Source organism: Thalassobaculum salexigens DSM 19539, assembly GCF_000423805.1.
Taxonomy (GTDB): domain Bacteria; phylum Pseudomonadota; class Alphaproteobacteria; order Thalassobaculales; family Thalassobaculaceae; genus Thalassobaculum; species Thalassobaculum litoreum.
Map to the genome: position 1 here is coordinate 141,707 of NZ_KE384095.1, position 18,184 is coordinate 159,890.

Below are 18,184 nucleotides of genomic sequence, written 5' to 3' on the forward strand. Positions count from 1 at the left end.
CCGTCGCCGCCCGTCAGCGTGTCACTGCCGTCCCCACCGGTGACGGTGTCATTGCCGTCACCGCCAGTCAGAGTATCCCCACCCGGGGTGGTGTCCTCTGCCGTTTCGGTGGGTTCGGTGTTCGCACTGAAGCGGAGTTGGGTATAGGGCGCGCCGCTCTCGTCGGTGCCGGTCGAGATCTCCGCAACCTCGAAGCCGCCAATCGCCTGGAAGCTGAAATCGGCAACCCCGTCGCCGTCGGTATCGACATTCACGGTGGTGCGGTCGTCGGCACCGATGGTTCGCGTGACGGTCAGAGCATCGGCATTCAGGGCCGACCCGTTGATCCGCACCGCATCGACCTGCTCCAGATCGAGAATGACGTCCCCATCATCGACCACGAAGGTGTCGGCACCGGCGCCACCCGTCATCCGGTCGGCCTCGGCACCGCCGTCGATCACGTCGTCGCCGGCCCCACCCGACATCTCGTCGCGCCCGGCGCCGCCTGACAGCGTGTCGCTGCCGTCGCCCGCGACGATCCGGTCGTCGCCGGCTCCGCCGTCGATCACGTCGTCGCCGTCATTGCCTTCCAAGTAGTCGGTGCCGTCATTGCCGAACAGCGTGTCGCGACCGGCACCGCCAAAGACTGAATCGCCGCCCTCGCCGCCGGACAGCAGGTCCTCGCCGTCGCCACCGACCAGAACGTCGCGATCGGCGCCGCCGGAAATCGTGTCGTCGCCCGCTCCGCCCGACAGGTTGTCGCGGCCGGCGGCCCCGGTGATCAGGTCGTTGCCGTCACCACCGGACAGATTGTCGCCGGCGCTGCCGCCAGCGAGAGTCGTGCCGTTCCAGCCAGCACCCGCGTCGCCCGCCAGGGAGTCGTCGCCGGAGCCGCCCTCGACCGTGTCGTTGCCGTCGCCGGACTGCACGGTGTCATTGCCGTCGCCACCGACTACGGAATCGTCGCCGTCATTGCCGTCGATGACGTCGTCGCCGCTGCCGCCATCGACGGTGTCGTTACCGGCGCCGCCGTCCAGCGTGTCGTTGTCCGCGCCGCCATCGACCAGATCGTCGCCGTCGCCGCCGGAAAGGGAATCCGCGCCTGCGTCGCCTTCGACGGTGTCGTCGCCGGCCCCACCGGCCGCGGTGTCGTCGCCGGAGCCACCGGCCACGCTGTCATTGCCGTCGCCACCGGCCAGGCTGTCATTGCCGTCGCCGCCCGCAACCGTGTCGTCCCCGTCGCCGCCGCCGACCGTGTCGTCGCCTGCGCCGCCCTCGGCCAGATCGTTGCCGGAACCGCCGTCGACGCTGTCATCGCCGTCGCCGCCTGCGACCGTGTCGTCGCCCGCACCGCCCTCGGCCGTGTCGTTACCGGCACCGCCGTCGACCACGTCGTTGCCCGAGCCGCCATCGACGCTGTCGTCGCCGTCATTGCCGGCCACCGTGTCGTCGCCGCTCCCGCCCTCGGCCGTATCGTTGCCGGCGCCGCCGTCGACCAGGTCGTTGCTTGCCCCGCCGTCCAGGCTGTCATCGCCGCCCCCGCCGGACAGGGTGTCCTCGCCCGAATTGCCGCTGACGACGTCGTTTCCGTCGCCGCCGTCCAGGCTGTCGTTGCCGATGCCGCCGGACAAGGTGTCCTCGCCCGACCCGCCCTCGGCGGTATCGTCGCCGTCGCCACCCAGGGCGATGTCGTCGTCCTCGCCGCCCAGCAGGCTGTCATTGCCGTCGCCGCCGGACAGGGTGTCGTCGCCCGCCTGGCCCGACAGGGTATCGTCGCCGCCGCCGCCGGAGACCACGTCGCCCGCCGACTTGGCCGAGATGTCGTCGTCGCCGTCGCCGGCCTCGATCGTGTCGTTCTCCGGCGTGCCGACCAGGGTGTCGGCGCCATCGGTGCCAAGCTCCGGCTCGAACGCCTCGAGGCTGATATCGACGCCGCCGGACCCGTTGTCGGTGACCGTCGGCGAGGTGAAAAGGCCATCCAGACGGATCGTGGAGTCGGGCGTGCCGTCGCCGTCGGTGTCGAGGCTGAGCGTGCTGCCGGTCTCGTCGCGGACCAGGGTGACGCCCAGTGTGTCGGCGCTGACCCCGGCGACCGAGATCACGTCCACGCCCGCCGCGAAGTCGCGGATCAGGTCGCCGTCGAGCTCCTCCGGCGTACCGGCGAAGGTGTCGGCGCCCGCGCCGCCGGCCAGACTGTCCGAACCGGCACCGCCGACGAGCGCATCGTCGCCGCCGTCGCCGTCGATGTCATCGGCGCCGGCGCCGCCGGACAGCAGGTCGTCGCCGTCGCTGCCGCGCAGGGTGTCGGCTCCCTCGCCGCCGTCCAGCGTGTCGTTGCCGCCACCGCCCGACAGCAGATCGGCACCGTCATTGCCCTGGATGCTGTCGTCGGCGGCCTCGCCCAGAAGCTCGTCGTCGCCGGCCCCGCCGGTCAGGGAATCGTCGCTCGGCCCGCCATACAGCGTGTCGTCGCCGTCGCCGCCGGCCAGGGCGTCCTCGCCCTCGTTGCCGGAGAGCAGATCGTTGTCGGCGCCGCCCGCGACCGTGTCGTTGCCGGCACCCCCGTCCAGGGTGTCGGCCCCTTCGCCGCCGGACAGCAGGTCGTTGCCGTCTCCGCCATCGACGGTATCCTCGCCGCCGCCGGCCAGGACGGTGTCGTCGCCACCGGCGCCGGACAGCGTGTCGGCCGCGGCACCGCCGGTCAGCACGTCGTTGCCGTCGCCACCGGTGGCCAAGATCGGGCCCTGATCGCGGATGGTGAAGTCGGTATAGGTGGAACCGTCGGCCGCGGTCCGGGTGACCGCCTCGACGTCGTTGAAATCGCCCTCCAGCGTGAGGGTCAGGTCGGCATTCCCGTCGCCGTCGGTATCGATACGGATGCCGGTGGTGGTGCCGTCCTCGCTGCGCACCAGCTCGACCGCGTCCGCATCCAGCGACACGCCCTCGACCCGGACCACGTCGTCGTCGCCGAGATCGGCGATCACGTCGCCGTCGCCGGCCACGAAGACATCGCCACCAGCACCGCCGGTCAGGGTATCGGATCCGGCGCCACCGTCGAGACGGTCGCTGCCGGCCCCGCCGACCAGGACGTCGTTGCCGCCGTCGCCCTCCAGCGTGTCGTCGCCGCCACCGCCGTTGAGGGTGTCGTTGCCGCTGCCGCCTTCCAGGTAGTCGCGGCCGGAGCCGCCCCGGATCGAGTCGGCGCCCGCACCGCCATCGAGGCGGATGCCCGGACCGGACCAACTCACCGTGTCGTTGCCGGCGGTCACGCCGCTGGCGGCGGCGGAGACCTGGCCGCGGTCGAGCACGGAGCCGTCGGCGAACTCGATGTTCTCGATGGTCCGCAGGGTGTCGGTCCAATAGTCGATCTCGACCATGTCGGAGATCGAGTCCCAGCCGACGGCGTCCTCGGCCGCGGCGAGATAAAGCGTGGATCCGTTCAGCCAGAGGGTCACGTCCTCGGCGTTCAGGTCGCTCAGCTCCAGGGTATCGATGCCGCCATGGAGCAGCGTCGGCGTGCCGATATGACCGAGCGGGCTGCGGGTCTGGTACCAGTACTCGTCGATGATCCTGTCGCGGCCGTCGCCGGAGGCATACTGGTAGACATCGTCGCCGCCGCCGGCACGCAACAGGTCATTACCCTCGCCCCCGACCAGGGTGTCGTCGCCCTCCGGCTCTGCGATGGCCGCGCCGCGGATGCCGCCGCTGCCCAGCAGCGTGTCCGCACCCGCACCGCCGGACAGCAGGTCGTTACCGTCGCCGCCGTCGATCGTGTCGTTGCCGTCGCCGCCCCGCGCCGTGTCGTTGCCGACACCGCCGCGGATCGAGTCGTTGTCCGCGCCGCCGTCGACCACGTCATTGCCGCCGCCGCCGACCAGCAGGTCATTGCCGTCACCGCCGGAGACCGTGTCGTCCGCCGCCCCGGCCACCACCGTGTCGTTGCCGCCCGCCGCATCGACGCCCAGCGCGGTGTCGGTCCAGCTCAGGCTCTCGTCGGCCGAGGTGCCGTCGAGGTTGGCGGTGATATCCTCGACCGACAGCTCGCTGCCATCGTCGAATTCCAGCGTCTCGATCCGGTAGTCGCTGTCGCGCCAGTTCTCGATGGTGATCTGGTCGGCCAGATCGCCGAGTTCATTGACCCCGTCGCGGATGCCGATGACCAGGTCGTCGCCGATGATGTCGAACCACAGATCCTCGGCGCCGATGCCAGGGCCGAAAACGATCCGGTCGGCGCCGCCGTCGGTCACATAGGCGTTGTCGACATGGCCGAGCCCGTTCTCCGGGACGATTTTGTACTCGTCGACGATGGTGTCCTGGCCGTCGCCCAGGTTGAAGCTGTAGACGTCGTTGCCGCCGCCGCCGCGCAGCAGGTCGTCGCCGACCCCGCCGGACAGGTGATCGTGGCCGACCGCCTCGTTGGTGGTGCCGGCTTCGGCCGAGCCGTCGAGGGTGTCGTTGCCGATGCCGCCGACCAGAGTGTCGTCGCCGGTGCCGCCGAGCACGGAATCGTCGCCGTCGCCGCCATCGACCCGGTCGTTGCCGCCACCGACCGACACGGTGTCCTGGCCGGAGCCGCCGGCCACACTGTCGACGCCGGCACCGGTAACCACCGCGTCGTCGCCGTCGCCGCCGTCGATCTGGTTGTCACCGCCCGCCGCGTTGACGACGTCGTTGCCCGCGCCGCCGCCGATCGTGTCCGCGGCGTCGGTGGCCGTGATGGTGTCGTCACCGCCGCCGGCATCGATGCCGAGGGCCGGCCCTTCCCACGTCACCGTGTCCGACTGGCCCGAACCCTCCAGGTCGGTGACCAGACCGGACACATCGATCGTGGTGCCGTCCTCGAACTGGATCTGCTCGATCGCCCGCAGGGGATTGTCGGCGTCGTTGAGGCGCAGCAGGTCGCTCAGACCGTAGAGGTCGGTGTCGCCGTCGCGGATGCCGATGATCAGGTCGTCGCCATCGAGGGAGACCCACAGGTCCTCATAGGTGATCCCCGCGCCGAACCGGATCGTGTCGGTACCGCCGTCGAGTTCGACAGGACTTCTGATCGACCCAAGGCTGATGCGCTCATGGAAGTAGTAGTAATCCTGGATCTCGTCGTAACCGTCGCCGCGGTTATAGAGATAGGTGTCGTTGCCGCCACCGCCGCGCAACGTGTCCGAGCCCGATCCGCCCGACAGCGTGTCGTCTCCGGTGGGCTGATTGAAATCGTTGATGTTACCGGCTGATCCGTCGATCAGATCGTCGCCGGCACCGCCCAACAGCAGGTCGTTCCCCTCCCGGCCGTCGAGAGAGTCGTTACCATCGCCTCCGAAGAGCGTGTCGTTGACGGCGCCGCCGAACAGCGTGTCGTCAGAATTAGTGCCGGTCAGATCGACCATGGGCAGGTTTCTCCCCCCTGGAGCGCGCAATCTATCCCCTCGACCCGCACATCGCAAATTTTATGCAAATTCTGGCTACCTGAGAATTTCGCAAGAACTGTTGAAGGATTCTCCGACACTTGGCAGGACGCCGCCGACGGGGTAAATCCTGGGCCGCTGCGGGCCTGATCGTCCCCAGCCGAATCGTGCGGAACCGGGGCCCCAGATGACCGCCAAGTCGTTGCTGGAAAAAGATTTCGAAGAACACGCGAGCGTAACGGCCTCAACCCGCGCGGCCGTCGAATCGGCCTTCGAAGAGTTGGTGGCCGCTTGCGCGTCATCCGTGTCCAATGGTGGAAAATTGCTCTTTTTCGGTAACGGCGGCAGTGCCGCGGATGCCCAGCATCTGTCCACCGAGCTGGTCGTACGCTACGTCACGGACCGGGCAGCGATTGCCGCCCTGGCCCTGACGACGGACACATCCGCCCTGACGGCGGGTGCCAACGATATGGGGTACGACCGGGTCTTCGCCCGCCAGATCGAGGCGCTCGGACGCCCCGGGGACGTCGCCATCGGCCTCAGCACCTCGGGCAAGTCGCCGAACGTGCTGAAGGGGCTGGAGGAGGCAAAGGCGCGCGGCCTGATCGCCGTGGCCATGGTCGGCGCCAATCGGGAGCAGGTGGACCCGATCGCCGATATCGTGGTGTCGGTACCGGCCCGGGCGGCGAACCGGATCCAGGAAATGCACATCCTGATCGGCCACGCGCTGTGTGGCACGCTGGAGCGCCGCCTCGGTCTGGTGGAAGAAGAATGACCGACGAGTCCGAACTCGCCTCCCTCGTCGAGGACCTCGCCGGCATCCGCGTGCTCGCGGTCGGCGACCTGATGCTCGACCGTTTCGTCTACGGCGCGGTCGACCGGATCTCGCCGGAGGCCCCCGTCCCCGTCCTTCGGATCGAGCGCGAGACCGTGATGCTGGGCGGCGTGGGCAACGTGGCGCGCAACCTGCGGGCGCTCGGCGCGACCGTCTGCCTCGTCGCCGTGATGGGACGCGACCAGGAAGCCCGCGACATCAAGGGCCTGCTGCGCGACGACCTGGAGATCGAAAGCCATCTGATCGAGGACGAGGCGCGGCCGACCACGATCAAGACCCGCTACATCGCCGGCAGCCAGCAGATGATGCGCGCCGACCGCGAGCGGATCGTGCCGGTCTCCGCCAGCCTGGAGGAGGAGATCGTCGCCCGCGCGGTCGCCGATCTGGCCCAGGCCAAGGCGATGGTGCTGTCGGACTACGGCAAGGGCGTGCTGACCGAGCCGGTGCTGCGGCGGCTGATCGAGGCCGCGGCCGAGCGCGGCGTGCCGGTGATCGTCGACCCCAAGGGAAGCGACTATGCCCGCTATGCCGGCGCCACCCTGGTGACGCCGAACCGCCGCGAACTGGCCGAGGCGACCGGCGGCATGGCGGACGGCGATGCCGGGATCGTCGAGACCGCCACCGCCCTGATCGAGGCGTCCGGCGTGAACGGCGTGCTGGTCACCCGCAGCCAGGACGGCATGTCCCTGGTGCGCGGCGGCGGGGTGGAACCGCTGCATCTCTCGGCAACCGCGCGGGAGGTCTATGACGTCTCCGGCGCCGGCGACACGGTGGTGGCGACTCTGGCAGCCGCGCTGGGTGCGGGGATCGCGGTGGAAGACGCCTGTCGGCTGGCGAATGTGGCGGCCGGAATCGTCGTCGCCAAGATGGGCACGGCGACCGCGGCGGCGAACGAGATGGCCGCAACCCTGCGCCAGCGCGAGCTGGATGTGGGCGAGTCCAAGACCCATACCCTGGAGGAGGCCCGCTCCCTGGCGCAGTCGTGGCGCCGTCAGGGCCTGAAGGTCGGCTTCACCAACGGCGTGTTCGACCTGCTGCACCCCGGTCACGTATCGCTGTTGCGACAGGCGCGCGCGGCCTGCGACCGGCTGGTGGTCGGGCTGAACAGCGATGCCTCGGTGAAGCGGCTTAAGGGGGAGTCCCGGCCGATCCAGAACGACGCCTCGCGCGCCCTGGTCCTGGGTTCGCTCGCCTCCGTGGATGCGGTCGTGATTTTCCCCGACGACACGCCGCTGGCGGTGATCGAGACCCTGCGGCCGGACGTTCTGGTGAAAGGAGCCGACTACACCGTGGCAACCGTGGTCGGCGCCGATGTGGTGCAGTCCTATGGCGGCCGGGTGATGCTGGCGTCACTCGAGGACGGTCACAGCACGACCGCGACGGTCGCCCGGATTTCCAAGAAGTAAGAGTACTTCTCCAGAAGCCAGGTTTCAGGCAGGCCCGCTCTCGGACCCGCGCAACCGCCCGGGGCAAGGCCATTGAACGGCCTGCGCCCCGGTCTCGGTTGGATACTGGTCCCGGACAGGCCGGGACATAGGCCCTTAGAGGGCGCCGGCGACCGCGGTCAGGGCGATCAGAGCCCAACCCATGCTGTAAGCGATCACGGTCTTCGCGACATCGATATTGGCCATGTCTGCCTCCACGTTCGGCGGCGGATCATCCCGTCGCCTTCTGCAGTGCAACATAGGGCGGAATAACGGTCAGGATAACTGACCAAACTGGCAGCGAATTAGTCGTGAAATAGAACCAATACTCGGTCGATTAATTCAAATATTGATCATTTATATTTTCAATAAGCCCGGCCTGACGCAGCTTTTCGCACCTGCAGCGCGACAGAACTGTCCGCCCCCCTCTTAGAGCCGGGGGTCCTCCAGGCCGCGCAGGCGGCGGGCGGCGGTTGCGGCAAAGCGCAGGGTGATCGCCTTGCGCCGGGCGGCGGCCAGCCGCACCACCGGGGCCTCGCGCAGGATTTCGGCGCCCCAGGCGTCGGCGACGATCAGGCCGCAGGTGTCGGGATCGGGCAGGCGCTCGAGCGGGAAGTCGGGCGAGACCGCGAAGAAGAACCGGTCGCAGAACGGCCCGTAATCCACCCATTTGCGGTCCGCGGCGAAATCGGGGATGCCGGATTTCACCTCCACGATCGTCACCGTGCCGTCCGGAGCCAGGGCGACGATATCCGCCCGCCGGCCGTTGGCCAGCCGCAGCTCGGTGACCACCGCATGCCCCAGATCCTCGAACAGCCGCGCCGCGCCGCGGGTGACGGCCCGGGTGATCGCGGCAGCCCCGTCCGTCTCCGGCCAGGGCGCCTGCGTCACAGGGCGACGTCCTGCGCGCCCCGGAAATCGGTGTCCCGGGTATCCGCGCCCCGCAGGTCGGCATCGGTGAGGATCGCATCTTGCAGATCGGCGCCGCGCAGGTTGGCGTCGCGCAGGTCCGCGCCTGTCAGATCGGTGTGCATCATGGCGGCGAAGGACAGGTCGGCGCCGCGGAAATTCGCCCCCGCCAGCCGGGCATGCTCCAGATGGGCGGTCCAGCGCTGGACGTTGGAGCCGATGATGTTGATCGGCCCGAGCCGGGCGCCGGTGAGATTGGCGCCGGTCAGGTTGGCACGGCGCAGGGTCACCCCCCGCATGTCGGCCTGGGACAGGTCGGACTTGCGCAGGTCGGCGAAGGCCATGTCCGACATCAGCAGTTCCATGCGGCTTAGATCGCAGCCGGTGAGGACCACGAATTCCATCCCGGCCGCCGACAGGTTGATGCCGGACAGCGACTGACCGCTGGCGTCGCGCCGGGTCAGCACCGCCCGCTGTCCCTGACGTCCGGAGGACCGGATCCAGGCGTCATGGGCGATCAGCATGGTCCGCATCTCCATGCCCAGCGCATCCAGTACCTTGGGCAGGCGCGCGTCGCGGAACTGCGGTGCGTCCCGGTCCATGTTGGAGAACGCCGCGCCGGCCAGATCGGCGTCGGCGAGCTGGGTGTTGGAGAAGATCACATTGTACAGCACCGCGCCGTGAAGGATGGCACCGGTCAGGTTGGCCTCGGTCAGGTCGGCGCCTTCCAGGTTGCTGCCCGTCAGGTTGGCGTGGCTCAGATCGGCGCGGTTCAGCCGCACGTTGCGCAGGTTGGCGTCCGTCAGATCGGTCTGGACGACGAAGGCGTTCGACATCTTCGCGTTGGACAGGTCGGCGCGCAGGGCGGTGGCCGTCGCCGCGTCGGTGGAGGTCGTCTCGAAACCCGAGGCCACCAGGTTGCCGCGCTCGTCGGGTTTCAGCAGCACGCCGTCGCGCAGATCCGCCTCCTGCAGGACGGCGTCGGTCAGGTTGGCCCCGCGCAGACAGGCGCCGCGCATGTCGGCCCGCGACAGGGTGGCGTGGCGCAGGTCGGCGTGGCGCAGGTCGCAGGCGAACAGGTTGGCGCTGCCCAGCTTGGCATGGCGCAGATCGGCATGGCTGAGGCTGGCGCCGGTGAAATCCGCGCCGCCGAGATCCACGCCCTTCAGGTCGAGATAGCGCAGGTCGCAGCCGGCGAAACTCGCCCGTGCGCCACCGGTGCGGCCGCTCTCGAACTGGGCATGGGACTGGACCATCTGGTCGACGTCGCGCTGGCTGAGCTTGCGCAGCCGCAGCGAGGTCGGCCGGTCGTCGCGCGGGAACTCGTGCCCGGTCGCCTGCTCGGCCAGGGTCCCGGGCATGCTGTCCCGGGTCCGCGTTGTCTTGCCGGATTTTCCGGCGCTGCCGGCTTTACCGTCGGTCATTGACTTGTCGCCCGAACTCACCGGCCCCGTCCTTGGCCGGAAAATATGCTGTATCCTGCGTATCTCTACCATACCCCACGCCCGCCGACCGCCGCCGTCGACCCTCCGGAGCCGCAGAAATGACCTGGGACACCTCGCAATACCTGAAATTTGCCGACCATCGCCTGCGCCCCGCGATCGATCTCCTCGGCCGGATTCCCGTCGACGCGCCGCGTCGGGTGGTGGATCTCGGCTGCGGCACCGGCAACGTCACCGCCGTGCTGGCGGCCCGCTGGCCGGCGGCCGAGATCACCGGGCTGGATCCGTCCCCGGAGATGCTGGACCGCGCCCGCGCCGACCATCCGGCCCTGTCCTTCCCGGCCCTGTCCTTCGACGTCGCGGACGCCGCTTCCTGGAGGGCTGAACCGCCGGTGGACGTGCTTTATTCCAACGCGGCGCTGCATTGGCTGGGCGACCACGGGGCGCTGTTCCCGCGCCTGTTCGACCAGGTCGCCCCCGGCGGCTGGCTGGCGGTGCAGATGCCCCGCAACTTCGCCGCCCCGTCACACACATCGGTCGCCGACGCGGCCATGGACGGGCCTTGGCGAAAGACGATAGAGCCGATGCTCAGCGCCCCGCCGACCCACGAGCCGGGTTTCTATATCGACCTACTGTCGCCGCTGGCCGATATGCTCGACGTCTGGGAGACCGAGTACATCCAGATCCTGGAGGGAGAGAACCCGGTGGCGGAATGGACCAAGGGCACCTGGCTGCGCCCGTTCCTCGGCGCCCTGGAGGGCGCGGAGCGCGACGGGTTCGAGAGCGCCTACCGGACGCGGGTCCGCGCCGCCTATCCGCCGATGCCGGACGGCCGCACGGTCTTCCCGTTCCGGCGCCTGTTCCTGGTGGCCCGGCGCGCGGGCTGAGGGAACCGCAAGGGAGGAAACCGGACCCCTCGGGTAAGGGCTGGGGCTGGGGTTGGGGCCGGGCGCCCTCAGACCCAGTCGTGGGTCTGGGGGAAGTGGAAGGCGACAAAGCGGTAGGTCTCGCGCACCGCATCGCGCAGCCGGTCGTGCTTCTTCTCGACCGGAACGTTCCACATCTTGATCGCCTGGTCCCAGATGATCAGGCGCTGGTGCAACTCGTCGCGGATCTCGCGCACGTACTTCACCATGGCGTCATAGGATTTCAGCACCACCATGATCTCGCTGGTCTGCGCGTCGACCTGCTCGAACAGGCTCATGAAGCCCTGCATCGCAGGCCGCATCAGGATGCCGGCGCGGTTGACCTCTTCGTAGAAGTGCTTGTCTTCCTTGTAGAGCCTGCCGACCTTGTTCAGCTTCACCGCGATGCCGCGGGCGGAGTTGTAGCGGTCGCGCAGGGCCTCGATGTAGCAGAGCTCTCGGGCGAAGCGATCGATCATGTCGAGCACCTCGTCGCGCCGGCCGGCACCCAGCCCCAGGGACTCCGCGATCTTGGAGATGCCGTCGCGCACCTTCTGCTGCATGTTGGAATCCGTCGACATGCGCCGCAGCTCGGTCATATCCAGGACCACGGATTCGTCACCGGTCAGCCAGGTCGCCACCTGCACCATCAGCCGGTTCTTGGCCAGTTCGCGGTGGTGGTCCTCGACCCGCCAGGAGGCGGTGCCGTCCAGCAGTTCCGACGGGATACTGTCACCCGGTCGGATATCCTTCACGAATTTCAGGCTGTTGGCGGCGATGACCAGAAGCTTTCCGTCGGGAGAATCCGGCGAAATCCCGAACTCTGAGGACACGTCGTCGATCGGGATCACCGCGTCGATATCCCCGAGTTTGACATGCATCACGGGACTGCGGTCTCGGCCCGACAGTTCGAACCGCGTGTCCGGAAGCTGAAATACCCGATGCTGAAAAACGAAGTGGGTATTCGGATCCAGTTTGTCGCTCGTCTCAACGCTAGCCCCTGCGACAGCCATCCTGCTCAACCTTTTTTCGCCCAAGCAATTGCCAGACAGGCGTCCGTTCCAAGCCCATCGGCCCGCGGCGCCAATTTTGCGCAATAGCCTGAAAAATTAGTTAATGATGTCGTGAGCGGGTTTCAGTTCGACTCCCTCCCTCTAAGGGTTAACGTTTTTTTTAAGCATCCCGGCGAATATCCGCGCAGATCGTACCGAGGTGCCGGGAGAAGATGATGATGGCCGCCAAGCACGAGAAGCTCTTTTCAATAGAACGCCGGGCCAAAAAGGCCGGAGCGGCGGGTGTGCTTAAGAGCGCCAACACCGACATTCCGCCCATGGCCCTGGCCGATGGCGGCGTGGAGATGATCCTGGCGCAGATCGCCGAGCTCCGGCAGGAGGTCGCCGAACTTCGCGGCGTCAAAGAGACCGAAATCGCCGAAGACGACGACATGAAGCGGGACGTGCGCGTGGAAATCGCGCAGATGGTCCGCAGCATCGGCCGCGCCAAGACCCAGATCGCCGCGATCAAGAACCCGGTCATGGGCCGGGACGAGATGGAGAAGGCCTCACTCCAGCTCGAGGAAATCACCAAGCAGACCGAGGACGCCACCAACGAGATCATGTCGGCGGCCGACGAAGTCGAGCAGCTCTTGAAGCAGATCCACTCGCATACGGTCGAAGATCCGGATGTGGCGCTGCTGATCGACCATGCCAGCGAACGCCTCATCGCCATCATCGAGGCCTGCGCCTTCCAGGATCTGACCGGCCAGCGCGTCACCCAGGTGGTGAAGACCCTGCGGTACATCGAGAGCCGCGTGCTGGCGATGATCGATATCTGGGGCCTGGAGGCGTTCAAGGACGTCGACATTCCGGACGAGGGCACGGTCGAGGGCGCGCATGACGAGCAGGATGAGCACGAGCTGCTGAACGGCCCGGCCCTGGGCGGCCAGGGTCTCAGCCAGGCGGATATCGACGCCCTGTTCGACTGACCGGCCGGCGCCGGTGGGTCGCCGACGCAGAGCCCCCGCCGGCATCGCGGTATTTCCTTCCACGGACGATCGTGCGATCTGACGGGGCCATGCCGTCGGACCACGGATGAGCCCTCCCATGAGGCGTGCCCCTTACGCACTGATCGCCGTCGCGGTGGCGGCCGTCGGCCTGCTGGCGCTCCGAGATACAGACGCCTTCCTGCGCCCGGACTTCTGGGCCGAGGACGGACGCGCCTTCTTCCGCGGCTGGAACATGTTCGGCTGGAGCTCCTTCATCGAGCCCTATGCCGGCTACCTGCACCTGATGCCGCGCATCGTCGCGGCGGCGGCCGGGCTGCTGCCGCTGGAATGGACCCTGGTCGTCTTCCTGGTGGGAGCGGCGGCGTTCAGCGCCTGGGCCAGCGTGACCCTCTTTCTGTGCCTCCCCGGACCGGCCGCCTGGCTCGGCGCGCTCACGCCCCTGCTGGCCTTCGGCGGCAGTGAGGTGCTGGGCACGCCCACCAACCTGCAATGGATCACCGCCATCGCTCTGGCCGCGATCGCCGTCTCCGCGCCGGGCGGAACGGCGAACAAGGCGGCGATGGTGGTCGTCGCCGGATTGTCGGGCCCGTTCTCCCTGATCTACCTGCCGGTCTTCGCGACCCGGCTCTGGCTGCTGCGCACCCACCGCCCCGAGGTCATCGTCTGCGCGCTGGCGCTCCTGTGCGGCGCGATCCAGGGCGGTTTCATCCTGTCCCAGCCGCAGGCCGGCGGCGGCACCCTCGGCCTGGCCGCCCTCGGAACCGCCGGCGATCTGGTGAAGGCCTCGGTCGGCTCATCCTGGGGCCTGGTCGCCCTGGCGGCGGCAACCGCCGGTCTGGCGGCCGGAACCTATCGTCTGCCGAGGGTCGGCCTCGCCGTGCTGGCCGGGCTGGTGCTGGCCGGCATCGCGGTCAAGTTCGCCCCCATGCCGGACATGTTCGCCGGCGGCGATGTCGGCCATCGCTACTGGTACGTTCCGTCGGGCCTGCTGCTGCTGAGCCTGGCGCTCATGCTGGCGGAGCCGGGGCGGTGGCTGCGCCGCGCCGGCGCCGTCGGGACCGTGGCCTTCCTGCTGGGCTACGCCTATCAGCCGTTCCTCGTTCCGGAACCGATCCATTACGGCTCCTGGGAGCAGGGCATCCACGACGGCGTCTATCGATACCCCCCGGACAAGACGGTCCCGGTCCCGCGCCGCTGACGGCGGCCGGCCTGCGATCGGACAAGGGGACAGCGGGGCAATCTGGTCGGGGGAAATCCGGGCCGGGGAAATCTGGAGCGGGCGACCGGGATCGAACCGGCATCATCAGCTTGGAAGGCTGAGGTTCTACCATTGAACTACGCCCGCGAGGCGGCGGACTTTAGCCGCTGTGCCCCTCAGATTCCAGCGCGGACTTTTCCCCCCGCGCCCCCTCCTGCACCTCCCCCCGCGTCGCGGCGATTTCGGCCCGCAGCGCCTTCACTTCGGCCATGACGTCCACCAGGGTCGGCTCGCCCAGATGCAGGGCCGCCTCCTCGGCATGGGCCTGGCTCTGCATGGCGTCGACGATGATGCCGATGAACAGGTTCAGCACCGCGAAGGAGGTCAGCAGGATGAACGGCACGAAGAACAGCCAGGCAACCGGGAACACGTCCATCACCGGCCGCACGATGCCCATCGACCAGCTCTCCAGCGTCATCACCTGGAACAGCGTGTAGAATGACGCGCCGATGGTACCGAACCACTCCGGGAACGCGCCGCCGAACAGCTTGGTGGCCATGACCGCGAAGACATAGAAGAGCACGCCGAGCAGCATGACGACCGAGCCCATCCCCGGAATGGCATGGAGCAGCGCGCCGACCACCCGGCGCAGGGACGGCACGACCGACACCAGACGCAGCACGCGCAGGATGCGGAAGGCGCGCAGCACCGAGAAGCCCTGCGAGGCGGGCACCAGGGCCACGCCCACCACCACCACGTCGAACAGGTTCCAGGGGTCGCGGAAGAACCGAGGGCCGTGGGCGAAGAGCTTGAGGGCGATCTCCGCGACGAAGACGCCCAGGATGATCGTGTCGGCCAGCACCAGCAGCGGCCCGGCCACCGCCATGGCCGTCGCGCTGGTCTCCAGACCGAGCGTGACCGCGTTCAGCACGATCAGGGCGGTGATCACTGCCTGGGCACGCCCGGATTCAACGACGGCGCGGACCCACTCCCGCGCGCCCGACACCGTACCCGCCCCCGACTGCGTCTCCAACATCCGATCCCCCGGCAGGTCCGCCGAACTGGCGGCCACGACAGCGCCTGAGCTAACGTCACCGGGGCTTCGGTTCAAGAGGCAAGCATGACGGATGGACGGCCGATCAATCCGGATGTGGATTTCCAGGCGGGTCTGCTTGCCGCGAAGGTCGCCCGCCGGGTGATCTCGCTCGACGACGCGGCGGCCGAGCTGTCCGACTGGCAGACGCGGACCCTGAGCGGACCGGCGGCCGAGCAATGGCGGACGGTGGAACCCCGCTCGCTGATCGTCACCCACATGATGAACCGCCTGCTCAAGCGCGGCTACTGATCCGCCCCGAAGGCGCCGACGTAGATGAAGCCGGTTCCGACAGATCGTCGCACGGCCTGTCGGAACCGGCGGCGCAGGGCCAGAATGCGGCCCTCTCGACGGGCCGACGCGACCGCAAGAGCCGCCGCCCACCCTGCTGACGATGGAGATCTCCATGCGTAGAACCGTCCTCGCCCTCGGCCTCGCCCTCGCGGCTGGCTCGATGGCCCTCACCCCCGCCGCCTCCGCCGAGGAGGGCGATGCGGCCGCCGGCAAGAAGGTGTTCCGCAAGTGCCAGGCCTGCCACACGGTGCAGGAAGGCAAGCACCGCCAGGGCCCCTCGCTCTACGGCGTGGTCGGGCGCAAGGCGGGCACCGCCGAGGGGTTCAAGCGCTACTCCGACGCCATGAAGGCCCATGACGTGGTCTGGGACGCGGAAAGCCTGAGCACCTATCTGGAAAACCCCAAAGAGGCGGTACCCGGCAACAAGATGATCTTCGTCGGGCTGAAGGACGCCCAGGATCGCGCCGACATCATCGCCTATCTGAAGCAGGCCGCCGAGTAGCCGGTCCGCCTGCGGTTGACCCGCTGCGGCGTCGCCGGTATTGCGGCGGACGCATCAGAGGGGAACGCCATGGCCGAGGGTGACCTGCGTCTGGAGACCATGACGGGCCGCGCCGCCATCGCGCCGGCGATCGACGCGCTGGCGCATCTGCGGATCCGGGTGTTCCGCGACTGGCCTTATCTCTACGACGGCTCGGTGGCCTACGAGGCGCAGTATCTCTCGGCCTTCGCCAATTCCGACGGCGCCATCCTGGTGGCGGCCTATGCGGGGGACGCCATGGTCGGGGCCTCGACCGGGCTCCCGCTGGCCCATGAGCACGCGGATTTCTCGGCACCGCTCGCCCGGGCCGGCTACGACCCGGACAAGATCTTCTACTGTGCGGAATCCGTTCTGCTGCCGGAATGCCGGGGCCGGGGCGCCTATCGCAGCTTCTTCGAGCGGCGCGAGGCTCATGCCCGCGCCCTGGGCTTCCGCACGGCGGCCTTCTGCGGCGTGCTGCGGCCGGACGATCATCCGGCCAGGCCCGAGACCCACGCGCCGCTGGACCCGATCTGGCGGCGGTTCGGCTATCGGAAGCTTGACGGCGCCGTCGCCCGGTACAGTTGGACCGATGTCGGCGACAGCGAGGAGACCGCCAAATCCATGCAGTACTGGATCAAAGAGCTGTGAACGCCGCCCGCGCCACTCTGCGGGTCGCCGCCGCGCAGTTTCCCGTCGGCCGGCCCTCCAGCCTCGACGCCTGGGCCGCCGGGATCGAATCCTGGGTCACCGAGGCGGCCGAGGGTGGGGCCGAACTGCTGGTGTTTCCGGAATACGGCGCCCTGGAGCTCGCCTCGACCTTCGGGTTGGAGATGGAGGCGGACCTGCCCGGTCAGATCCGCGCCGTCGGCGGCCTGATCGACCAGGTCGACGCCCTGCACGCGGAACTCGCCCGGCGCCACGGGGTGCATATCCTGGCCGCCAGCCTGCCGGTACTGGCGCCGGACCTGGGCGGGCAGCCGGTGAACCGGGCCCGGCTGATCGGCCCTCAGGGCGGTATCGGCATCCAGGACAAGCGGATCATGACGCCCTGGGAGCGGGAGATCTGGGGCGTCACCGGCAATTCGGCCGCCCGGATCTTCGACACCGAGATCGGACGGATCGGCGTCGCCGTCTGCTACGACGGGGAATTTCCGCTGATCGTGCGCGCCATGGTCGCCGCCGGGGCGGAGCTGATCCTGATCCCGAGCGCCACCGAGACGATCGCCGGCGCCGTCCGTGTGCGCATCGCCGGCCTCGCCCGGGCGCTGGAGAACCAGGTGCCGGTGGTGACCAGCCCGACGGTGGGCGACGCCCCCTGGTCGCCGGCGCTGGACAGCAATCACGGCTCGGCCGGGGTCTTCGTGCCCGCCGACGACGGCCTGCCGTCCTCCGGCATCCTCACCGAGGGCGTGTTCGACCGGCCCGGCTGGGTGCATGCGACGATCGACTTCGCTCCGATCGTCGCCGTGCGGGAAAGCGGCGGCGTGCGGGGCCGACGCGACTGGCTCGAGCAGGTCGGCGCGGCGGAAGCCGACGCTGCGGCCGCCGCCGGCGTCGAGATCGTCCGGGTGGAATGAGTACCCGACGCGTTTCTCTCTTCCACACTGCCCGGACCTGTTCCGAGCCAAGCCCGTCCGCCGCTTCGCACCCTCGTTCCCTGAGGGCGAAGCGGCTCCACGGTTCGTCCCGGAACAAGTCCGGGGAGTGCGATGTTGGCGGGCTCCTAAGAGCAACCTCTCAGGCGTAGCTTTTCTGGCTGATGAGCACGCTCATGACCGGCACCATCTGGCGCATGGCGTGGCCGATCAGGTCGGCCTTCTCGCGTTCGAGCCCTTCGACCTGGAGGTCGATCAGCAGCTCGTCACGGCGGCGGCCGCTGAGGTCGCTGTGCCAGCGCGACGGGATCAGGCCGCGCTTGGCGAACAACTCCAGCACCCGGGACATGACCTGCGGGTCGGCCTCGGCGGTGATGGAGAAGCAGGCCACGACAGGTTCGGCCGCGGCGTTGGCGGCGGAAGCGGTGGCGGAAAAGGCGGTGGCGGCGTTGGACGAGCCCGCGTTGGGACTCAGGTGCTCGGCGAGCATGAGAAATCTCCACAGATCGGTTCCTGGCGAATAGCACTGCCCCGGCCCTCGACGAGGACCGGGCGGCTAATTCGCCGACCGATGCGGCCGTTC

General features: G+C 68.7%; 15 protein-coding genes and 1 tRNA gene. 9 read left to right on the forward strand and 7 right to left on the reverse strand.

Features of this window, described 5'->3' with window-relative positions; translation table 11 throughout:
* A partial coding sequence (locus tag G578_RS28755) for a calcium-binding protein (protein WP_051245128.1) occupies window positions 1-5,360 on the reverse strand: 5,360 nt, incomplete at its 3' end.
* A gap of 205 nt (window positions 5,361-5,565) precedes the next feature.
* On the opposite strand from G578_RS28755, the gene G578_RS0121065 reads away from it, so the two are divergent.
* Together G578_RS0121065 and rfaE1 are read left to right on the forward strand one after the other, a co-directional pair.
* Window positions 5,566-6,153 carry an SIS domain-containing protein gene (locus tag G578_RS0121065; protein WP_028795919.1) on the forward strand — a complete coding sequence of 196 codons (588 nt, stop codon included), beginning with the start codon at window positions 5,566-5,568 and terminating at the stop codon, window positions 6,151-6,153.
* Window positions 6,150-7,619, forward strand: a complete 1,470-nt coding sequence (gene rfaE1 / locus G578_RS0121070) for a D-glycero-beta-D-manno-heptose-7-phosphate kinase (protein ID WP_028795920.1) — start codon at window positions 6,150-6,152, stop codon at window positions 7,617-7,619. The genes G578_RS0121065 and rfaE1 overlap by 4 nt, the downstream gene beginning before the upstream one ends.
* A 447-nt stretch (window positions 7,620-8,066) precedes the next feature.
* Here the strand turns inward: rfaE1 and G578_RS0121080 are convergent, their stop codons facing one another.
* Complete coding sequence (locus G578_RS0121080) at window positions 8,067-8,528, reverse strand: MmcB family DNA repair protein (protein WP_028795921.1); 462 nt, start codon at window positions 8,526-8,528, stop codon at window positions 8,067-8,069.
* Window positions 8,525-9,970: a pentapeptide repeat-containing protein gene (locus G578_RS0121085; protein ID WP_051245129.1), complete on the reverse strand. Its 1,446-nt coding sequence runs from the start codon at window positions 9,968-9,970 to the stop codon at window positions 8,525-8,527. Before G578_RS0121085 ends, G578_RS0121080 begins: the two co-directional genes overlap by 4 nt.
* Window positions 9,971-10,089: 119 nt before the next feature.
* On the opposite strand from G578_RS0121085, the gene G578_RS0121090 reads away from it, so the two are divergent.
* On the forward strand, window positions 10,090-10,875 hold the full coding sequence (locus G578_RS0121090) for a methyltransferase domain-containing protein (protein WP_028795923.1): 786 nt from the start codon (window positions 10,090-10,092) through the stop codon (window positions 10,873-10,875).
* 68 nt (window positions 10,876-10,943) lie between these two features.
* Here the strand turns inward: G578_RS0121090 and G578_RS0121095 are convergent, their stop codons facing one another.
* Entirely contained in the window at window positions 10,944-11,774 is an 831-nt protein-coding gene (locus tag G578_RS0121095) for a hypothetical protein (RefSeq protein WP_051245130.1), read from the reverse strand.
* A 350-nt stretch (window positions 11,775-12,124) separates the two neighbouring features.
* On the opposite strand from G578_RS0121095, the gene G578_RS27515 reads away from it, so the two are divergent.
* Window positions 12,125-12,877: a protein phosphatase CheZ gene (locus G578_RS27515; protein ID WP_169400896.1), complete on the forward strand. Its 753-nt coding sequence runs from the start codon at window positions 12,125-12,127 to the stop codon at window positions 12,875-12,877.
* Between the two features lie 118 nt (window positions 12,878-12,995).
* On the forward strand, window positions 12,996-14,096 hold the full coding sequence (locus G578_RS0121105; RefSeq protein WP_028795926.1) for a hypothetical protein: 1,101 nt from the start codon (window positions 12,996-12,998) through the stop codon (window positions 14,094-14,096).
* A 73-nt stretch (window positions 14,097-14,169) separates the two neighbouring features.
* Here the strand turns inward: G578_RS0121105 and G578_RS0121110 are convergent.
* Window positions 14,170-14,243 (reverse strand) — tRNA-Gly (locus tag G578_RS0121110).
* Window positions 14,244-14,256: 13 nt separating this feature from the next.
* Window positions 14,257-15,132, reverse strand: coding sequence for an ion transporter (locus G578_RS27520; protein ID WP_051245131.1), 876 nt, complete (start codon window positions 15,130-15,132; stop codon window positions 14,257-14,259).
* 84 nt (window positions 15,133-15,216) lie between these two features.
* Between G578_RS27520 and G578_RS0121120 the strand changes: the two genes are divergently transcribed.
* From G578_RS0121120 to G578_RS27525, 4 genes are all read left to right on the forward strand, one after another.
* On the forward strand, window positions 15,217-15,441 hold the full coding sequence (locus tag G578_RS0121120) for a hypothetical protein (RefSeq protein ID WP_028795927.1): 225 nt from the start codon (window positions 15,217-15,219) through the stop codon (window positions 15,439-15,441).
* Window positions 15,442-15,595: 154 nt separating this feature from the next.
* Window positions 15,596-15,985 carry a c-type cytochrome gene (locus G578_RS0121125; RefSeq protein ID WP_028795928.1) on the forward strand — a complete coding sequence of 130 codons (390 nt, stop codon included), beginning with the start codon at window positions 15,596-15,598 and terminating at the stop codon, window positions 15,983-15,985.
* Between the two features lie 69 nt (window positions 15,986-16,054).
* On the forward strand, window positions 16,055-16,654 hold the full coding sequence (locus G578_RS0121130) for a GNAT family acetyltransferase (RefSeq protein WP_028795929.1): 600 nt from the start codon (window positions 16,055-16,057) through the stop codon (window positions 16,652-16,654).
* The gene (locus tag G578_RS27525) at window positions 16,651-17,583 is read left to right on the forward strand and encodes a carbon-nitrogen hydrolase family protein (protein ID WP_211228986.1); all 933 of its coding nucleotides are present in this window, start codon (window positions 16,651-16,653) and stop codon (window positions 17,581-17,583) included. The genes G578_RS0121130 and G578_RS27525 overlap by 4 nt, the downstream gene beginning before the upstream one ends.
* A 160-nt stretch (window positions 17,584-17,743) precedes the next feature.
* Here the strand turns inward: G578_RS27525 and G578_RS27530 are convergent, their stop codons facing one another.
* The gene (locus tag G578_RS27530) at window positions 17,744-18,091 is read right to left on the reverse strand and encodes a hypothetical protein (protein WP_084619096.1); all 348 of its coding nucleotides are present in this window, start codon (window positions 18,089-18,091) and stop codon (window positions 17,744-17,746) included.
* Between the last annotated feature and the right edge of the window lie 93 nt (window positions 18,092-18,184).

Bases quoted from the DNA above. Each gene is read 5' to 3' on its own strand.
- G578_RS0121090 (WP_028795923.1), top strand. From the start codon at position 10,090: ATGACCTGGGACACCTCGCAATACCTGAAATTTGCCGACCATCGCCTG.
- G578_RS0121105 (WP_028795926.1), top strand. From the start codon at position 12,996: ATGAGGCGTGCCCCTTACGCACTGATCGCCGTCGCGGTGGCGGCCGTC.
- G578_RS0121120 (WP_028795927.1), top strand. From the start codon at position 15,217: ATGACGGATGGACGGCCGATCAATCCGGATGTGGATTTCCAGGCGGGT.
- G578_RS0121065 (WP_028795919.1), top strand. From the start codon at position 5,566: ATGACCGCCAAGTCGTTGCTGGAAAAAGATTTCGAAGAACACGCGAGC.
- G578_RS27515 (WP_169400896.1), top strand. From the start codon at position 12,125: ATGGCCGCCAAGCACGAGAAGCTCTTTTCAATAGAACGCCGGGCCAAA.
- G578_RS27520 (WP_051245131.1), bottom strand. From the start codon at position 15,132: ATGTTGGAGACGCAGTCGGGGGCGGGTACGGTGTCGGGCGCGCGGGAG.
- G578_RS0121130 (WP_028795929.1), top strand. From the start codon at position 16,055: ATGGCCGAGGGTGACCTGCGTCTGGAGACCATGACGGGCCGCGCCGCC.
- G578_RS0121125 (WP_028795928.1), top strand. From the start codon at position 15,596: ATGCGTAGAACCGTCCTCGCCCTCGGCCTCGCCCTCGCGGCTGGCTCG.
- G578_RS0121085 (WP_051245129.1), bottom strand. From the start codon at position 9,970: ATGACCGACGGTAAAGCCGGCAGCGCCGGAAAATCCGGCAAGACAACG.
- G578_RS27530 (WP_084619096.1), bottom strand. From the start codon at position 18,091: ATGCTCGCCGAGCACCTGAGTCCCAACGCGGGCTCGTCCAACGCCGCC.
- rfaE1 (WP_028795920.1), top strand. From the start codon at position 6,150: ATGACCGACGAGTCCGAACTCGCCTCCCTCGTCGAGGACCTCGCCGGC.
- G578_RS0121095 (WP_051245130.1), bottom strand. From the start codon at position 11,774: ATGCATGTCAAACTCGGGGATATCGACGCGGTGATCCCGATCGACGAC.